Genomic DNA, 14,895 nt, shown 5'->3' on the forward strand with positions numbered 1-14,895 from the left:
GTGTCCTTTGCGTGTTCTGCAGGTGGTCAGCATTGACGCCCGGGTGCCCCCGGGCGCGGCTGCTTACTTGTAGCGGTAGACGATCCGGCCGCGAGTCAGGTCGTACGGGCTGAGCTCCACCACGACGCGGTCCTCAGGGAGGATGCGGATGTAGTGCTGGCGCATCTTGCCAGAGATGTGAGCGAGTACGACGTGCTTGTTCGTCAGCTCAACGCGGAACATTGCGTTGGGCAGCGCTTCAGTCACGACGCCCTCGATCTCGATGACACCGTCCTTCTTGGCCATAGCCTCCGCTAACTTTCTCTGCCGCCGGGCGCACGGAGCTCCCCGGCGGACGTGTATGGTTTGACGACTGGCTTCCCGCACGCCCCAAATGGGCATGGAAGGGCCGACAGCCAACACACAACTGTACGCCACGTGGGCGCGGAAGTTAAATCCGCCCATGGTACACGCCGTGCCGTTCCCCGGCTCCGTAGGCCCGGGGCGCCCTCCCCCACCTGCGCTCCTCCCCACCCTTGGGTGCAGTGCTCCCCACCTTTGGGTGCACTGCTCTCCAGCAATCCGAGCAGGGCGGCCCGGCACCAGGCCAGCGCGGTCCGCCACCATCGGTGCATGGACCGGGTACTGAAGGCCCTTCGGGAGAACGACGGGGCGGCGCGCCGCTCGGAGCTGCTGGCGGCGGGCGTGACCCAGCACGATCTCGTGTCGGCCATCCGGACAGGAGCAGTGCTCCGACCCACATCGTGGAGCGGTGCCTCGATCTTGAGATCGATGGGAAGACGCACCAGCAGCCCGAGAGCCGGTACAGCGACTACCTGCGGGACGGGGCAGCCCAGGCCCGCGGCTTTGCCGCCCTGCGGGTCAGCTACGCCGACGTGGTCCACCGGACGGCACAGATGGTGCGCCGCGTGGGCGCTGCCGTCTCGGGCCGCCTGGGCCAGGGCAGCCTCCCCGTCTACTGACGTGCCGCCTACTGCCCCGCACCAGCCTCAGCCTCGGCTTTGGCCTTGATCCCAGCCAACAGCTCCTCCTGGCTGCGCTCCGTGAGCTTGATGACCAGCGAATCGACGGCGGCGTCAGCCCAGTTGGACGGGATGACGTCCGACCGCATGCTCAGGCGGGTCCCGCCGTCCTCAGGTGCCACCGCCACCACGAACACCGGCCCGAGCGCGGCCTTGGACGTGAAGTGCTCGTTGGGGACGAACTCCGTGTACTCGTGGGTCGTCTTGAGCGGGATGCCCAGAATCCGCCACGAGGCGGCGAAGGTTGTTCCGACGCCCTCCGGCGCCACCTCGAGGTCTGAGATCTGGACATCCGGCCCCAGCCACACCGTTGGGTCCTTCACCAGGTCGAACACGCGCTCCACCGGGGCCTGGATGCTGACGGCGCCGGACCAGGTCAGCGTGTGGCCGGGCTTCTTCTCGGGCTGGAGGATGGCCTTCTGTCCGGTCTCCACGAGGCTCTTGATGTTGGCGACCAGGCCCTCGATGTCATCCTCGGCCCATCGGGTGAAGAGCGCCTGGAGCGGCACCCGCACGAGCGGGGTCTCGATGTCGAACCCCTGCTCGACGCTCAGCCTCGTCCCGGCGCCGGCGGGTTCGAGGGAGAAGGTGAGCACAGGGCCGGCCGAGGCCTTCGAGACGATCCGCTGGTTGGGGACCACCTCCCGGTACTCGTGGGTCACGGACATGTGGATGCCGAAAATCCTCGCCGCCCACTTCGCCGACGTGCCCACTCCGTCCGGGGCGAGCTGGACGTCCGTGACATCGCTGTCGCCGGGGAAGGCGAGCATCCACCGCGTCGGGTCACTGAGGAACGTGAAGACGGTGTCCACCGGCGCATTGATCTCCACGGTCTTCACGAGGTTCTCAACCATCGCTTCCATCCCCTCTCGCGGCGCGGATCGCTGCACCCAGTCAACCGACCCAGTGCGGCGCCCGCCCAGAGGAGAAGGTCACGGCACGGGGAATCGCTCCCAGGTCCCGGCCGGGGTGGTCACGGCCGTTGCCGAGCGGACCCCGTCCAGGATGGCCTCCCTGACGGCGTTGGCGGCGGCGACCTGCACGGACATGAGGCCGACGACGCGCCCCGCTTCCGAGGAGCGGTCCAGCTCGATGGCCCGCGTGGACACGCCGAAGACCGTGTCCCCGTCCACGAGGGTGTGGCTCGGGTCCAGGGCGCGGGCCAGGCCCGAGTGCGCGGCCGTGGCCAGGCGCTTGCATTCTGCGGGGGTCAGGGAGGCGTTCGTCGCCACGACCACGAGCGTCGTATTGAGGGGGCCCGGCGCCCCGGACGCCCCGGTGCGTCCGGAGGCGCGTCCGGAGCCACCGCCCTCACCGGCCGAGGCCGCCTCCTGCGCAATCTCGGCCTCCCCCTCGGCCGGGGGCGCCGCCACCACGGCCCCCGGGAACACCGGCACCCCGGCGGCGTTCACCACGGCGAGCGCCCCGACCACGATCCCCTCGGGCAGGACCACCGGCGCACCCCCGGGCGGTCCGGGCACGGGGCCGTCCGGCAGGCGCACCGATGCCATCCCCACGCCGCCCTTGTACAGGGCCCTGCCCACCGCCGCCCCGGTGCCGGCGCCGACGCAGCCGCGGAGCCCGCCGTCGGGCGCGTCCTCGAGCCCCACGCACGCGGCCGCCGCCTCGAAGCCCATCGCAGCGTCGGGCCGCGCGGCGAAGTCCCCGCCCCGGCCGAGGTCGAAGATCACCGCGCCGGCGACGATCGGCACCACGCCGCCCACCACGGGGTGCCCCTGGCCCTGCTGCTCGAGCCACAGCTGCACGCCGCTGGCCGCCGCGAGCCCGTACGCGCTCCCCCCGCACAGGGCGATCGCATCGACGGTCTGCACGAGGGTGGACGGGTCGAGGGCATCGGTCTCAATCGTGCCCGGGCCACCGCCGCGGACATCGACCCCGCCGGCGCTGCCGGGAGGGAGCACGACGGCGGTCACCCCGCTCAGCCATCCGTCGTCCGTGCGCTGGGCGTGGCCGACCCGGAGGCCGGGGACATCGAGAAGGGAATCCATGGGCCCATTCAACGCCCGCTCCTGCCCCCGCTCAACGGCGGGTACCCTACGCCCCGGCGCGGCCGTTGGGTGTGGCGCACGCCACTCATTACGCTAACGCAGTGTGAACTCTTGGATACACGGAACGGAATTTGCTGGGGGTGGGGGCAAATTCCGGTCAGGGCCCCCGCTGGGCCGTGGTCCACTACTACGCGGGGGTTTCACGCCCATACCCCAGATCTTGAAGGAATGCTTGTCAATGTCCCATCCCGCTTGCAGGATTCATCCATGAGCGAGTCGACCTTGGAGCGTCACCAGGGCGCCTCCTCCCCATCCCGTCCCGAGCGCAGGCGCCGCCGCTTCTCCGGCCGCAGCCGCCGCGACTTCTTCGTCTTCCTCGCGTTCGCGCTGCCGAACCTGGTCCTCATCGCCGTGTTCACCTACCGGCCCCTGTTCGCGAACCTCCAGTACTCGTTCCTCGACTGGACCCTCGGGTCCAAGACGGCCCGGAACATCGGCTTCGAGAACTACGCGACGTTCTTCGGCAGCGACGACGCCCCGCGCGTCCTCGGCACCACCGCGATCTTCACGGTGCTCACCGTGGGCCTGTCCATGGTGCTCGGCCTCCTCGTCGCGCTCGCGCTGAACGCCAAGGTCCGTGGCACCACGTTCGCCCGGTCGGCAGTGTTCGCCCCCTACGTCCTCTCGGGCGTGGGCGTGGGCCTGGTGTGGATGTTCATCTTCGACCCCGGCTACGGCGCCCTTGCCTGGTTCCTTCGCACGTTCGGCGTCGCGAGCCCGCAGTGGTTCAACGACCCGCAGCTCGCGCTGACCATGGTGATCATCGTCTACATCTGGAAGAACCTCGGCTACTGCGCGGTCGTGTACCTCGCGGGCCTGCAGTCCCTCCCGGGCGACGTCATGGAGGCCGCCGCGATCGACGGCGCCGGGGCGACCCGCCGTTTCCTGAGCATCAGCCTCCCGCTGCTCTCCCCCACCACGTTCTTCCTGCTCATCACCACGATCCTCTCGAGCCTCCAGGCGTTCGACCTCATCCGCATCATGACCCCGCTCGGCAACGGCACGAGCACGCTCATCTACGAGGCGTACATGCAGGCGTTCGGCTCCTACAACCGGGCCGGCTACTCGGCGTCGATCTCGGTGATCCTGTTCGTGATCCTGCTCGTGATCACGGTCGTGCAGATCCGCTTCGTCGAGAGGAAGGTGCACTACGCATGACCGCCCCCGCACCCGTCACCGTCACGGAGACCGCCGGCGAGCCCGAGCGCCCCCGCCCGTTCTCGTCCCAGAACCTGGTCCGCACCATCGCCGGCGGCTACGTTCCGCTCATCATCGCCACGCTCATCGTGGCGCTGCCCCTGCTGTGGATGGTCGTGAGCTCGTTCAAGACCCCCGGCGAGATCGTCACGACAGACCTCAAGGTCCTCCCCCAGTCGGTCAACCTCGACAACTACAAGACGGCGATGACCACGGTCCCGTTCGCGCGGTTCTTCCTCAATTCGACGATCGTCACGGCGGTCGGAGCGGTCGTGAAGGTGACCCTCGCCATCATGACCGCCTACGCACTCGTGTTCGTGCGCTTCCCGTTCAAGAACATCGTCTTCATCCTGATCCTTGTGGCGCTCATGGTGCCCTCCCAGGTCGCGATCCTGCCCAACTACGTGCTCATCGCGAGCATCGGCGGGAAGAACACCCTGTGGGGCATCATCCTGCCCGGCCTCGGCACGGCGTTCGGCACCTTCCTGCTGCGCCAGCACTTCATGACCCTGCCGGGCTCGATCCTCGAGGCCGCCGAGATCGACGGCGCGGGCCACTGGAAGCGGCTCTGGAGCATCGTGGTGCCGGTCTCGGTGCCCTCGATCGCCACTGTGGCGCTCGTGACGATCGTCTCCGAGTGGAACGACTACATCTGGCCGCTCATCATCACGGACAAGCCCGAGGTCATGACCCTCCCGGTGGGGCTGACCCTCCTGCAGAACTCCGAGAGCGGCACCGGCTCCTGGGGCATCCTCATGGCCGGCGCGGTCCTCGTGATCGTGCCCGTCCTCGTCATCTTCGCCATGCTCCAGCGCTACATCGTCGCCGGCCTCACCCAAGGCTCGGTCACCGGGTAGCGGACCGCTCCATCACCTTCCAGCACCTACGAAAGGCACAAGCAATGGCATTCCGACTCGATCGTCGGCACTTCCTCGGCCTCGCCGGCGCCAGCGCGTCCGTAGCGGCCCTCGCCGCGTGCGGCGGCCCCGACACCTCCGGCAGCAGCGCGAGCTCCGCGGTCGCCGACATCGACTTCAAGGACGTCAAGCCGGCGGCGTCGATCGACTTCTGGTCCAGCCACCCGGGCAAGTCCGAGGACATCGAGAAGCAGCTCGTGGCGAAGTTCGAGGCCGCGAACCCGGGCATCAAGGTCAACCTCGTCACGGCCGGGGCCAACTACGAGGAGATCGCCCAGAAGTTCCAGACCGCGCAGGCCGCGAACTCGGGGCTGCCCGGCGTCGTGCTGCTCTCCGACGTGTGGTGGTTCCGCTACTACATCAACGGCAACATCATCCCGATGGACTCCGCGATCAAGCAGCTGGGCATCAAGCTCAGCGACTACCGCGACTCGCTCGTGCAGGACTACCAGTACGCGAACAAGCAGTGGGCCATGCCGTACGCGCGCTCCACGCCGCTGTTCTACTACAACAAGGACCACTTCAAGGCCGCCGGGCTCCCCGACCGGGCCCCGGCCACGTGGTCCGAGTTCGGCGACTGGGCCCCGAAGATCAAGGCCGCCTCGGGCGCCCAGTACGCGTACATGTACCCGGCGCTGGCCGACTACGCGGGCTGGACCCTGCAGAACAACCTGTGGGGCTGGGGCTCGGGCTGGTCCAAGGGCTGGGACATCACGTGCGACTCGGACGACGCCGTCGCCGCGATGCAGTGGATCCAGGACTCGGTGTACAAGGACAAGTGGGCCGGCGTGTCCTCGAAGGACTCCTCGGCGGACTTCGGCGGCGGCATCGCCTCGGCGACGATCTCCTCGACGGGCTCCCTCGTGGGCGTGCTCAAGACGGCCAAGTTCAACGTGGGCGTCGGCTTCCTCCCCGGCGGCCCCAAGGCGACCAAGCCGGTGTGCCCCACGGGCGGCGCGGGCCTCGGCATCCCCTCCGGGATCTCCAAGGAGCAGCAGCTCGCCGCGGCGATGTTCATCAAGTTCGTGGGCCAGCCGGAGAACGCCGCGGCCTTCTCCGGGGCCACGGGGTACATGCCGGTCAACAAGTCCGCGGACATGACGGCCGTGCTGGCCAAGACCCCGCAGATCCAGACGGCGATCGACCAGCTTGCCGTGACCAAGGTCCAGGACAACGCGCGCGTGTTCCTGCCGGGCGCCGACCAGGAGATGGCCAAGGCCGTCTCGAAGATCGTCACCCAGCAGGCCGACGTGAAGTCCACCATGGGCGACCTGAAGAAGACGCTGCAGGGCATCTACGACAAGGACGTGAAGCCCAAGCTCAAGGCGTAGCGCACCCCGGCCACGCACGACGGCGCCGCCCACCTTCCGAAGGGGGGCGGCGCCGTCGTGCGTCAGGCGGGTCGCGTCACGTCAGGGGCGGACCACGAGCTTGCCGCGCACGTGGCCGCCCTCGAGGGTCCGGTACGCGTCGGCGGCCTGCGCGAGCTCGACGAGGTCCGCGACCTCGACCTTGAGCCTGCCGTCGGCGGCGAGCTGGGCGAGCTCGGCGAGGTCGGCCGCATCGGGGCGCACCCAGACGTACTGGCCGCCGTACTCGTCGCGGGCGGCGGGATCGGTGATGGAGGCGGCGGTGCCGCCCGCGCGCAGCAGCTGCGGGACGGTGTCCAGGGCGCCCTTCCCCACGAAGTCGAGGATCACGTCGAAGCCCTCCGGGGCCAGGGCGCGCGCCGCCTCGACGAGGCCCTCGCCGTACGCGATGGGCTCGGCGCCGAGGGAGCGCAGGTAGTCGTGGTTGCCCTCCGAGGCGGTGCCCACCACACGGGCGCCGGCGAGGACTGCCAGCTGGGTCGCGTAGGAGCCCACGCCGCCCGCGGCCGCGTGGATGAGCACGGTGGACCCGGCGGCGACCCCGGCCCGGCGCACGGTCTGCAGCGCGGTGAGGCCCGCGAGCGGCAGCGCCGCGGCGTCCTCGAAGCTGAGGCCCTCGGGCTTGCGGGCCGCGGTGCGCACGGGCACCTCGACGAGCTCGGCGAGGGTGCCGCCGGAGATGACGTCCTTGCGGGCGTAGGCGAGGATCTCGTCGCCCACCGCGAACTCCGGGGTGTCCAGCCCGGCCTTGACCACGACGCCGGCCACGTCCCAGCCCGGGACCACGGGGAAGACGGCGTCGATCACGCCCTGCAGGTAGCCCTCGCGCACCTTGTAGTCCACGGGGTTCAGGCTCGCGGACTTCACCTGGACGAGCACCGAGTCGGAGCCCGGGTGCGGGTCGGGGAGGTCCTTGAGCTCGAGGACGTCGGCGGATCCGAAGTGGTCGTATGCAATGGCCTTCATACCCGGGCCCAACGCGGTGCTACCGGCGGGTATTCCCCGGCGGGTGGCCGGCGTCCGGCGGAACCAGCGGGAACGTCAGGCCGGGATCGGCACGGGAGTCACGCCCAGGGGCGCGAGCTCGGAGGCGCCGCCGTCCGGGGCGGTGAGCACCCAGATGCCCCCGCTGTGCCGCGCCACGGAGTGCTCCCACTGGGACGCCCGCGAGCCGTCCGTCGTGACGACGGTCCACTCGTCGCCCAGGGTCTTCGTCTCGATCGAGCCGCGCACGAGCATCGGCTCGATCGCGAGGGCCATGCCGGGCTTGATCTTCGCCCCGCGGTGGCCGGTGCGGTAGTTGAGCACGTCCGGCGCCATGTGCATCGCGGAGCCGATGCCGTGGCCCACGTAGTCCTCGAGGATGCCCAGCGGCGCACCCTCCTGCGCGGAGACGAAGTCGTCGATCGCGTCCCCGATCTCGCCCACGTAGGAGGCGCGCGCGAAGGCCGCGATGCCGGCCCACACGGCGGCGCGCGTCACCTCGGACAGGCGAACGTCCTCGGGGTCGCCCTCCCCCACGATCACCGTCCGCGCCGAGTCGGCGTTCCAGCCGCGCACCACGCAGCCGCCGTCGATCGAGAGCACGTCGCCCTCGGCGAGCCGGCGCGGTCCGGGGATGCCGTGCACCACCTCGTCATTGACGGAGACGCAGATGTGCTTGGGGTAGCCGTAGTAGCCGAGGAAGTTGTACTGGGCGCCCGCGGCGTCGACCACCTCGGCGAACGCGGCGTCGAGCTCGTCCGTCGTCACCCCGGGCGCCACGGCCGCCACCGCGGCGTCGAGGGCGCGGCTGAGCAGCACCCCGGCCTCCGCCATGATCCGCAGCTGCCCGTTGTTCTTGTACTCGATCTTCCGCTGGCTGCCCACGATGGGCTCCTCCCTCACAAAGTGCGTGCGGCGCCGCCCGGGGGGAATCCCACCGGACGGCGCCGCACGTCGTACTGCTGAAACCGCCTACGAGGCGGACTTGACGGACTCGATGGCCGCCAGGACCCGCTCGGTGACCTCGTCGATGGCGCCGATGCCGTCGACTTTGGTCAGCGTGCCGCGGTCCGCGTACTGGGACACGACCGCCTCGGTCTGCGTGTGGTAGAGCTCGAGGCGGTGACGGATCACGTCCTCGGTGTCGTCGCTGCGGCCCGTCTCCTTGGCGCGGCCGAGCAGTCGGGCTACCAGCTCGTCGTCGTCCGCGGTCAGCTGGAGCACGACGTCGAGCGACTGCCCCTTCTCGGCCAGGATGCCGTCGAGGTACTCGACCTGCGCGACGGTGCGCGGGTACCCGTCGAGGAGGAATCCGCTGGCCGTGTCGTCCTCCGTGAGGCGGTCGCGGACCATCTTGTTCGTCACCGAGTCGGGGACGAAGTCGCCGGCATCCATGTACTTCTTCGCCTCGACGCCGAGCGGGGTCTGCTCCTTGACGTTGTAGCGGAAGATGTCGCCCGTGGAGATCGCGACGATACCGAGGCGGTCCGAGATTCGTTCCGCCTGGGTACCCTTGCCGGAACCGGGAGGGCCAATAAGGAGCATTCTCGTCATCGCAGTAGTCCTTCGTAGTGTCGCTGTTGGAGCTGCGCATCAATCTGCTTGACCGTCTCCAGGCCGACGCCCACCACGATCAGGATCGACGTGCCGCCGAACGGGAAGTTCTGGTTGGCATTGACGAGCACCAGGGCGATGAGCGGGATCAGAGCCACGATGCCGAGGTACAGGGCACCCGGCAGCGTGATGCGCGAGAGTACGTACTGCAGATAGTCCGCAGTGGGCCGGCCGGCACGGATGCCGGGGATGAACCCGCCGTACTTCTTCATGTTGTCGGAGACCTCTTCAGGGTTGAAGGTGATCGCGACGTAGAAGTAGGTGAAGAACACGATCATCACAAAGTAGATGACCATGTAGACCGGATGGTCCCCGCGGGTGAGGTTGTTGTTGATCCACTCGACCCAGCCGGCCGGAGCCGAGCCGTCGTGCGGGGTGTTGAACTGCGCGACGAGCGCGGGGAGGTACAGCATCGACGAGGCGAAGATGACCGGGATGACGCCCGCCATGTTGACCTTGATCGGGATGTACGTGCTCGTGCCGCCCACGGTCCGGCGGCCGATCATGCGCTTGGCGTACTGCACCGGGATCCGGCGCTGCGACTGCTCGACGAAGATGACCAGCGCCATGGTGACGAGGCCGACCACCAGCACGATGAAGAAGGTGCCCGGGCCCTTGGAGGTCCAGATCGCGCCGAGGGAGGCGGGGAACTGCGCCGCGATCGAGGTGAAGATCAGCAGCGACATGCCGTTGCCGATCCCCTTCTCGGTCACGAGCTCGCCCATCCACATGATGAGGCCGGTGCCGGCGGTCAGGGTGATGACCACGAGGACCGTCGCGATGACGGACGTGTCCGGGATGATCTGCAGCTGGCAGTTCGGGAACAGCTGACCCGAGCGCACGAGCGACACCAGCGTGGTGGCGTTCAGCAGGCCCAGCGCGATCGTCAGGTAGCGCGTGTACTGGGTGAGCTTCGTCTGGCCGGCCTGGCCCTCGTCGTAGAGCTCCTGGAACCGGGGGATCACCACGCGCAGCAGCTGCACGATGATGCTCGCCGTGATGTACGGCATGATGCCCAGGGCGAAGATCGAGACCTGCAGCAGAGCGCCGCCGCTGAACAGGTTCAGCATCTGGTAGATGCCGGTCGCCTGTCCGCTCACACCGGGAGAGAGGCAGGCCTTGACGTTCTGGTAGTTCACGCCCGGGGACGGAATGAACGCCCCGAGCCGGAAAATAGCGATGATGCCCAGCGTGAACAGCAGCTTGCGCCGCAGGTCGGGCGTCCGGAAAGCCCGGCCGATCGCAGAAAGCACGCTTCTCCTCCCCCGTGTCGAGGAATGTAGAGTCGACGCTCCGAGACACGGGTCAGTGCTCCGGAGTCTGAGGTCCAGCTCTTGAGTCTAGCCGCACGGGACCCCGAGCCGATAATCGCCCGGGCCGTCCTGCGACGAGCGGCACCCTCCGTGCGGTGGGCGCGCCTTAACGCGAGGGGCCCCGGCCGGCGTCGTGCGGTGTGCACGACGCCGGCCGGGGCCTTGCGCTTCACGGCGTCAGCCGCGCTCCGTCTCGTCTCAGAGGACGGTCGTGGAGCCGCCGGCTGCGGCGATCTTCTCCTCGGCCGAGGCCGAGAAGGCGTGCGCCGTGACATCGACCTTGACGGTGATGTCGCCGGAGCCGAGGACCTTGACCGGCTCGTTCTTGCGAACGGCGCCCTTGGCCACGAGATCCTCGACCGCGATGGTGCCGCCCTCGGGGAACAGCTCCGAGATGCGGTCCAGGTTCACGACCTGGAACTCGACGCGGAACGGGTTCTTGAAGCCGCGGAGCTTCGGCAGGCGCATGTGCAGCGGAAGCTGCCCGCCCGCGAAGCCGGCCTTGACCTGGTAGCGGGCCTTCGTGCCCTTGGTGCCACGGCCGGCGGTCTTGCCCTTGGAGCCCTCACCGCGACCCACACGGGTCTTCGCGGTCTTGGCGCCGATGGCCGGACGCAGGTGGTGGACCTTGAGGGCCGTGTTCTTCTCGGAGCTCTGCTCCTTGGCCTTCTCTGCCATTACTTCGCCTCCTCAACCTTCACGAGGTGCGGAACCGTGTTGATCATGCCCACGGTCACGGCGTCGGCCTTGCGGGTGACCGTGTGGCCGATCCGCTTGAGGCCGAGCGAACGCAGGGTCTCGCGGTGGTTCTGCTTGGCGCCGATGACGCCCTTGATCTGAGTGATCTCCAACGTGGCGTCGGAGGGAGTCAGGTTCTTCGCCATGACTCATGCACCTGCCTTCGTGTTCTGGAGGTTCCGCACGAGTGCAGCCGGAGCAACCTCGTCCAGCGGCAGGCCACGGCGGGCGGCCACGGCCTGCGGCTCCTCGAGGCTCTTGAGCGCCTCCACCGTCGCGTGGACGATGTTGATGGCGTTCGAGGACCCGAGGGACTTCGACAGCACGTCGTGGATGCCGACGCACTCGAGCACGGCGCGCACCGGACCGCCGGCGATCACACCGGTACCCGGGGCAGCCGGACGGAGCATGACCACACCAGCGGCGGCCTCGCCCTGCACCAGGTGCGGGACGGTGGTGCCGACGCGCGGGACGCGGAAGAAGGACTTCTTGGCCTCCTCCACGCCCTTGGCGATGGCCGCGGGGACCTCCTTGGCCTTGCCGTAGCCGACGCCGACCATGCCGTTGCCGTCGCCCACCACCACGAGGGCGGTGAAGCTGAAGCGACGGCCGCCCTTGACGACCTTGGCGACGCGGTTGATGGTCACCACGCGCTCGATGAACTGGCTCTTCTCGGCGTCGCGGCTGTCGCGGCCGCCACGGCCACCGCGATCGCCACGGCCCTGGCCGCGGCCCTCGCCACGACGACCGCCGCGGCGATCCTCGGTAGCGGGAGCGGAGCCGGCAGCCTCGGTTGCATTCTGCTCGGTCACGTTAACCTTCTCGTTGTTCTCAGCGGTCACAGGGCCAGCCCACCTTCACGTGCGCCGTCCGCGATCGCAGCCACGCGGCCGTGGTACTTGTTGCCACCACGGTCGAACACGACGGCCTCGATGCCCGCAGCCTTCGCACGCTCGGCGATGAGCTCGCCGACGCGCTTGGCCTTGGCGGTCTTGTCACCCTCGAACGAGCGGAGGTCGGCCTCGAGCGTGGAGGCGGAGACCAGCGTGACGCCCTTGCTGTCGTCGACAACCTGGACGAACACGTGCCGCGAGGAGCGGTTCACGACCAGACGGGGACGCTCGGCAGAGCCGACGACCTTCTTGCGGAGGCGGAAGTGGCGACGGGACCGAGCCTGCTGCTTGGACTTGGCGGCGCGCTTCTTGTTGATGCCCAGAGCCATGGTTACTTACCAGCCTTTCCGACCTTGCGGCGGACAACCTCGCCGGCGTAGCGGATGCCCTTGCCCTTGTACGGGTCGGGCTTGCGCAGCTTGCGGATGTTGGCAGCCACCTCACCGACCTGCTGCTTGTCGATGCCGGAGACCGAGAACTTCGTCGGTCCCTCGACGGCGAACGTGATGCCCTCGGGGGCAGTGATGTTCACCGGGTGGGAGAAGCCGAGCGCGAACTCGAGGTCCGAGCCCTTGGCCTGCACGCGGTAACCGGTGCCGACGATCTCGAGCTTCTTCTCGTAGCCCTTGGTCACGCCCTCGATCATGTTGAACAGGAGCGTGCGCGTCAGGCCGTGGAGCGAGCGCGAGAGGCGCTCGTCGTTGGGACGGGTCACCGAGAGGGTGGTGTCGTCGAGGGAGACCTCGATGGGGCTGGCCACAGTGTGGACCAGCTCGCCCTTGGCGCCCTTCACGGTCACGACGGGTCCGTCGATCTTGACCTCAACGTCGGACGGGACGGTGATGGGGAGACGTCCAATGCGGGACATATCTTCTTCTTCCTTCCCTTACCAGACGTATGCGAGGACTTCGCCGCCCACGCCCTTCTTGGAGGCCTGACGGTCAGTCAGGAGCCCCGAAGAGGTAGACAGGATGGCGATGCCGAGGCCGCCCAGGACGTGCGGGAGGTTCGTGGACTTCGCGTACACGCGGAGGCCCGGCTTGGAGATGCGGCGGACACCCGCGATGGAGCGCTCGCGGTTCGGACCGAACTTGAGCGTGAGGGTCAGCTTCTTGCCGACCTCGGCGTCCTCTTCCTTCCAGCCGGCGATGTAGCCCTCGGCCTTCAGGATGTCGGCCACGCGCACCTTCAGCTTCGACGACGGCATCGTGACGTCGTCGTGGTAGGCCGCGTTGGCGTTGCGCAGACGAGTAAGCATGTCTGCGACGGGATCAGTCATAGTCATTGTGGGCTCATGCCCTTCCTCGTGCCGGTTTCCGTTCCGGGCTGTGCGCCCGATGCGGACCTGTCACGTAGCGATTCAGTCTTCGGTCTTGAACGGGAAGCCGAGGTGCTTCAGAAGCGCACGGCCCTCGTCGTCGGTCTTCGCGGTGGTGACAACCGTGATGTCCATGCCACGGAGGCGATCGATCTTGTCCTGATCGATCTCGTGGAACATGACCTGCTCGGTGAGGCCGAACGTGTAGTTGCCGTTGCCGTCGAACTGCTTGCCCGAGAGGCCGCGGAAGTCGCGGATACGGGGCAGCGCGAGGGAGACGAGGCGGTCCACGAATTCCCACATGCGGTCGCCGCGGAGCGTCGCGAAGGCGCCGATGGGCATGCCCTCACGCAGCTTGAACTGGGCGATGGACTTGCGGGCCTTGGTGACCTGCGGCTTCTGGCCCGTGATGAGGGTCAGGTCGCGCACAGCGCCCTCGATGAGCTTGGAGTCCTTCGCGGCGTCGCCGACGCCCATGTTGACGACAACCTTGACCAGGCGCGGGACCTGGTTCACGTTCTCGTACTTGAACTCCTCGAGGAGGGCCTGCTTGATGGTCTCCGCGTACTTCGCCTTGAGGCGAGGAACGACCTTGACCGGAGTCTCGACAGTCTCAGTCATCAGATGTCCTTCCCGGTGGCCTTGGAGTAGCGGATGCGGACGGTCTTCTGCACGCCGTCCTTCTCCACGGTCTCGAGGCGGAAGCCGACCCTAGTGGGCTTCTTGGTCTCGGGGTCCACGAGGGCCACGTTCGAGATGTGGATCGGGGCCTCGACCTGCTCGATGCCGCCGGTCTTGGTACCGCGCTGGGACTGGCCCACCTTGGTGTGCTTGGTCACGCGGTTGATGCCCTCAACCAGGACGCGGTTGTCCTCGGGGAACACCTTCAGGACCTTGCCCTGCTTCCCCTTGTCACCGCCCTTGTCCTGCTTGGTGCCGGTGATGACCTGGACGAGGTCGCCCTTCTTGATCTTTGCGGCCATGAGTCAGAGCACCTCCGGAGCCAGCGAGACGATCTTCATGAACTTCTTGTCGCGCAGCTCGCGGCCGACCGGGCCGAAGATACGGGTGCCACGGGGATCCCCGTCGTTCTTGAGGATGACTGCCGCGTTCTCGTCGAACTTGATGTAGGAGCCGTCCGCGCGGCGGCGCTCCTTCTTGGTGCGGACGATGACGGCCTTGACCACGTCGCCCTTCTTGACGTTGCCGCCAGGGATTGCATCCTTGACGGTGGCGACGATGACATCGCCGATACCTGCGTAGCGGCGGCCCGAACCACCGAGAACGCGGATGGTGAGGATTTCCTTCGCACCCGTGTTGTCGGCGACCTTGAGCCGCGACTCCTGCTGAATCACTTCTACTCCTAACGTCTCGCTGGTTCTCGCACCTGCGGTCCTGCTGCAGAGCGAGCCTTGCGGAACGGTTGATGGGGCGTCTCTCGACCCGCCTGGATGTGGCCA

20 protein-coding genes are annotated in these 14,895 nt (G+C 68.2%); 4 read left to right on the forward strand and 16 right to left on the reverse strand.

The window, feature by feature from the left end; genetic code table 11:
* Positions 1-63: 63 nt before the first annotated feature.
* The gene (gene infA / locus SA2016_RS14830; RefSeq protein WP_011775571.1) at positions 64-285 is read right to left on the reverse strand and encodes a translation initiation factor IF-1; all 222 of its coding nucleotides are present in this window, start codon (positions 283-285) and stop codon (positions 64-66) included.
* 458 nt (positions 286-743) lie between these two features.
* On the opposite strand from infA, the gene SA2016_RS14835 reads away from it, so the two are divergent.
* Entirely contained in the window at positions 744-962 is a 219-nt protein-coding gene (locus tag SA2016_RS14835) for a putative endonuclease domain-containing protein (RefSeq protein WP_066499472.1), read from the forward strand.
* Between the two features lie 8 nt (positions 963-970).
* On the opposite strand, the gene SA2016_RS14840 is transcribed toward SA2016_RS14835, so the two are convergent.
* Entirely contained in the window at positions 971-1,876 is a 906-nt protein-coding gene (locus SA2016_RS14840) for an SRPBCC family protein (RefSeq protein WP_066499474.1), read from the reverse strand.
* 78 nt (positions 1,877-1,954) lie between these two features.
* Positions 1,955-3,031, reverse strand: a complete 1,077-nt coding sequence (locus SA2016_RS14845; protein WP_066499476.1) for a P1 family peptidase — start codon at positions 3,029-3,031, stop codon at positions 1,955-1,957.
* A gap of 267 nt (positions 3,032-3,298) precedes the next feature.
* Here SA2016_RS14845 and SA2016_RS14850 point away from each other — a divergent pair, with 267 nt between their 5' ends.
* From SA2016_RS14850 to SA2016_RS14860, 3 genes are read left to right on the forward strand one after another with little or no spacing between them, the layout of a single operon-like run.
* Positions 3,299-4,249 (forward strand): carbohydrate ABC transporter permease, encoded by a 951-nt coding sequence (locus SA2016_RS14850; RefSeq protein ID WP_084249566.1) that lies wholly within the window; start codon positions 3,299-3,301, stop codon positions 4,247-4,249.
* Positions 4,246-5,145 carry a carbohydrate ABC transporter permease gene (locus SA2016_RS14855; protein WP_066499477.1) on the forward strand — a complete coding sequence of 300 codons (900 nt, stop codon included), beginning with the start codon at positions 4,246-4,248 and terminating at the stop codon, positions 5,143-5,145. Before SA2016_RS14850 ends, SA2016_RS14855 begins: the two co-directional genes overlap by 4 nt.
* A 44-nt stretch (positions 5,146-5,189) precedes the next feature.
* A complete protein-coding gene (locus SA2016_RS14860; RefSeq protein WP_066499479.1) occupies positions 5,190-6,536 on the forward strand; it encodes an ABC transporter substrate-binding protein in 1,347 nt (448 codons plus the stop codon).
* A gap of 81 nt (positions 6,537-6,617) precedes the next feature.
* On the opposite strand, the gene SA2016_RS14865 is transcribed toward SA2016_RS14860, so the two are convergent.
* The 13 genes from SA2016_RS14865 to rplN form a co-directional block, all read right to left on the reverse strand.
* Positions 6,618-7,541 carry an NADP-dependent oxidoreductase gene (locus SA2016_RS14865; RefSeq protein WP_066499481.1) on the reverse strand — a complete coding sequence of 308 codons (924 nt, stop codon included), beginning with the start codon at positions 7,539-7,541 and terminating at the stop codon, positions 6,618-6,620.
* A 75-nt stretch (positions 7,542-7,616) separates the two neighbouring features.
* Positions 7,617-8,444, reverse strand: coding sequence for a type I methionyl aminopeptidase (gene map, locus SA2016_RS14870; RefSeq protein WP_371326632.1), 828 nt, complete (start codon positions 8,442-8,444; stop codon positions 7,617-7,619).
* A gap of 87 nt (positions 8,445-8,531) precedes the next feature.
* Positions 8,532-9,113, reverse strand: a complete 582-nt coding sequence (locus SA2016_RS14875) for an adenylate kinase (RefSeq protein ID WP_066499487.1) — start codon at positions 9,111-9,113, stop codon at positions 8,532-8,534.
* Positions 9,110-10,426, reverse strand: coding sequence for a preprotein translocase subunit SecY (secY, locus tag SA2016_RS14880; RefSeq protein ID WP_066499488.1), 1,317 nt, complete (start codon positions 10,424-10,426; stop codon positions 9,110-9,112). The genes SA2016_RS14875 and secY overlap by 4 nt, the downstream gene beginning before the upstream one ends.
* 258 nt (positions 10,427-10,684) lie before the next feature.
* A complete protein-coding gene (gene rplO, locus SA2016_RS14885; protein ID WP_066499489.1) occupies positions 10,685-11,164 on the reverse strand; it encodes a 50S ribosomal protein L15 in 480 nt (159 codons plus the stop codon).
* The gene (rpmD, locus tag SA2016_RS14890) at positions 11,164-11,370 is read right to left on the reverse strand and encodes a 50S ribosomal protein L30 (RefSeq protein WP_066499491.1); all 207 of its coding nucleotides are present in this window, start codon (positions 11,368-11,370) and stop codon (positions 11,164-11,166) included. Before rpmD ends, rplO begins: the two co-directional genes overlap by 1 nt.
* Positions 11,371-11,373: 3 nt before the next feature.
* Positions 11,374-12,036 carry a 30S ribosomal protein S5 gene (rpsE, locus tag SA2016_RS14895; RefSeq protein WP_174835348.1) on the reverse strand — a complete coding sequence of 221 codons (663 nt, stop codon included), beginning with the start codon at positions 12,034-12,036 and terminating at the stop codon, positions 11,374-11,376.
* A gap of 26 nt (positions 12,037-12,062) precedes the next feature.
* Entirely contained in the window at positions 12,063-12,446 is a 384-nt protein-coding gene (gene rplR / locus SA2016_RS14900) for a 50S ribosomal protein L18 (protein WP_066499495.1), read from the reverse strand.
* Between the two features lie 2 nt (positions 12,447-12,448).
* The gene (gene rplF / locus SA2016_RS14905) at positions 12,449-12,985 is read right to left on the reverse strand and encodes a 50S ribosomal protein L6 (RefSeq protein WP_066499501.1); all 537 of its coding nucleotides are present in this window, start codon (positions 12,983-12,985) and stop codon (positions 12,449-12,451) included.
* Positions 12,986-13,003: 18 nt separating this feature from the next.
* Complete coding sequence (gene rpsH / locus SA2016_RS14910; RefSeq protein WP_066499502.1) at positions 13,004-13,402, reverse strand: 30S ribosomal protein S8; 399 nt, start codon at positions 13,400-13,402, stop codon at positions 13,004-13,006.
* A 75-nt stretch (positions 13,403-13,477) separates the two neighbouring features.
* Positions 13,478-14,056 (reverse strand): 50S ribosomal protein L5, encoded by a 579-nt coding sequence (gene rplE / locus SA2016_RS14915; RefSeq protein ID WP_066499504.1) that lies wholly within the window; start codon positions 14,054-14,056, stop codon positions 13,478-13,480.
* A complete protein-coding gene (gene rplX / locus SA2016_RS14920) occupies positions 14,056-14,418 on the reverse strand; it encodes a 50S ribosomal protein L24 (protein WP_066499514.1) in 363 nt (120 codons plus the stop codon). Before rplX ends, rplE begins: the two co-directional genes overlap by 1 nt.
* Positions 14,419-14,421: 3 nt before the next feature.
* Positions 14,422-14,790 carry a 50S ribosomal protein L14 gene (gene rplN, locus SA2016_RS14925; protein ID WP_003803789.1) on the reverse strand — a complete coding sequence of 123 codons (369 nt, stop codon included), beginning with the start codon at positions 14,788-14,790 and terminating at the stop codon, positions 14,422-14,424.
* Positions 14,791-14,895: the final 105 nt, after the last annotated feature.

It is taken from the genome of Sinomonas atrocyanea (genome assembly GCF_001577305.1).
In the GTDB taxonomy this organism is placed as follows: domain Bacteria; phylum Actinomycetota; class Actinomycetes; order Actinomycetales; family Micrococcaceae; genus Sinomonas; species Sinomonas atrocyanea.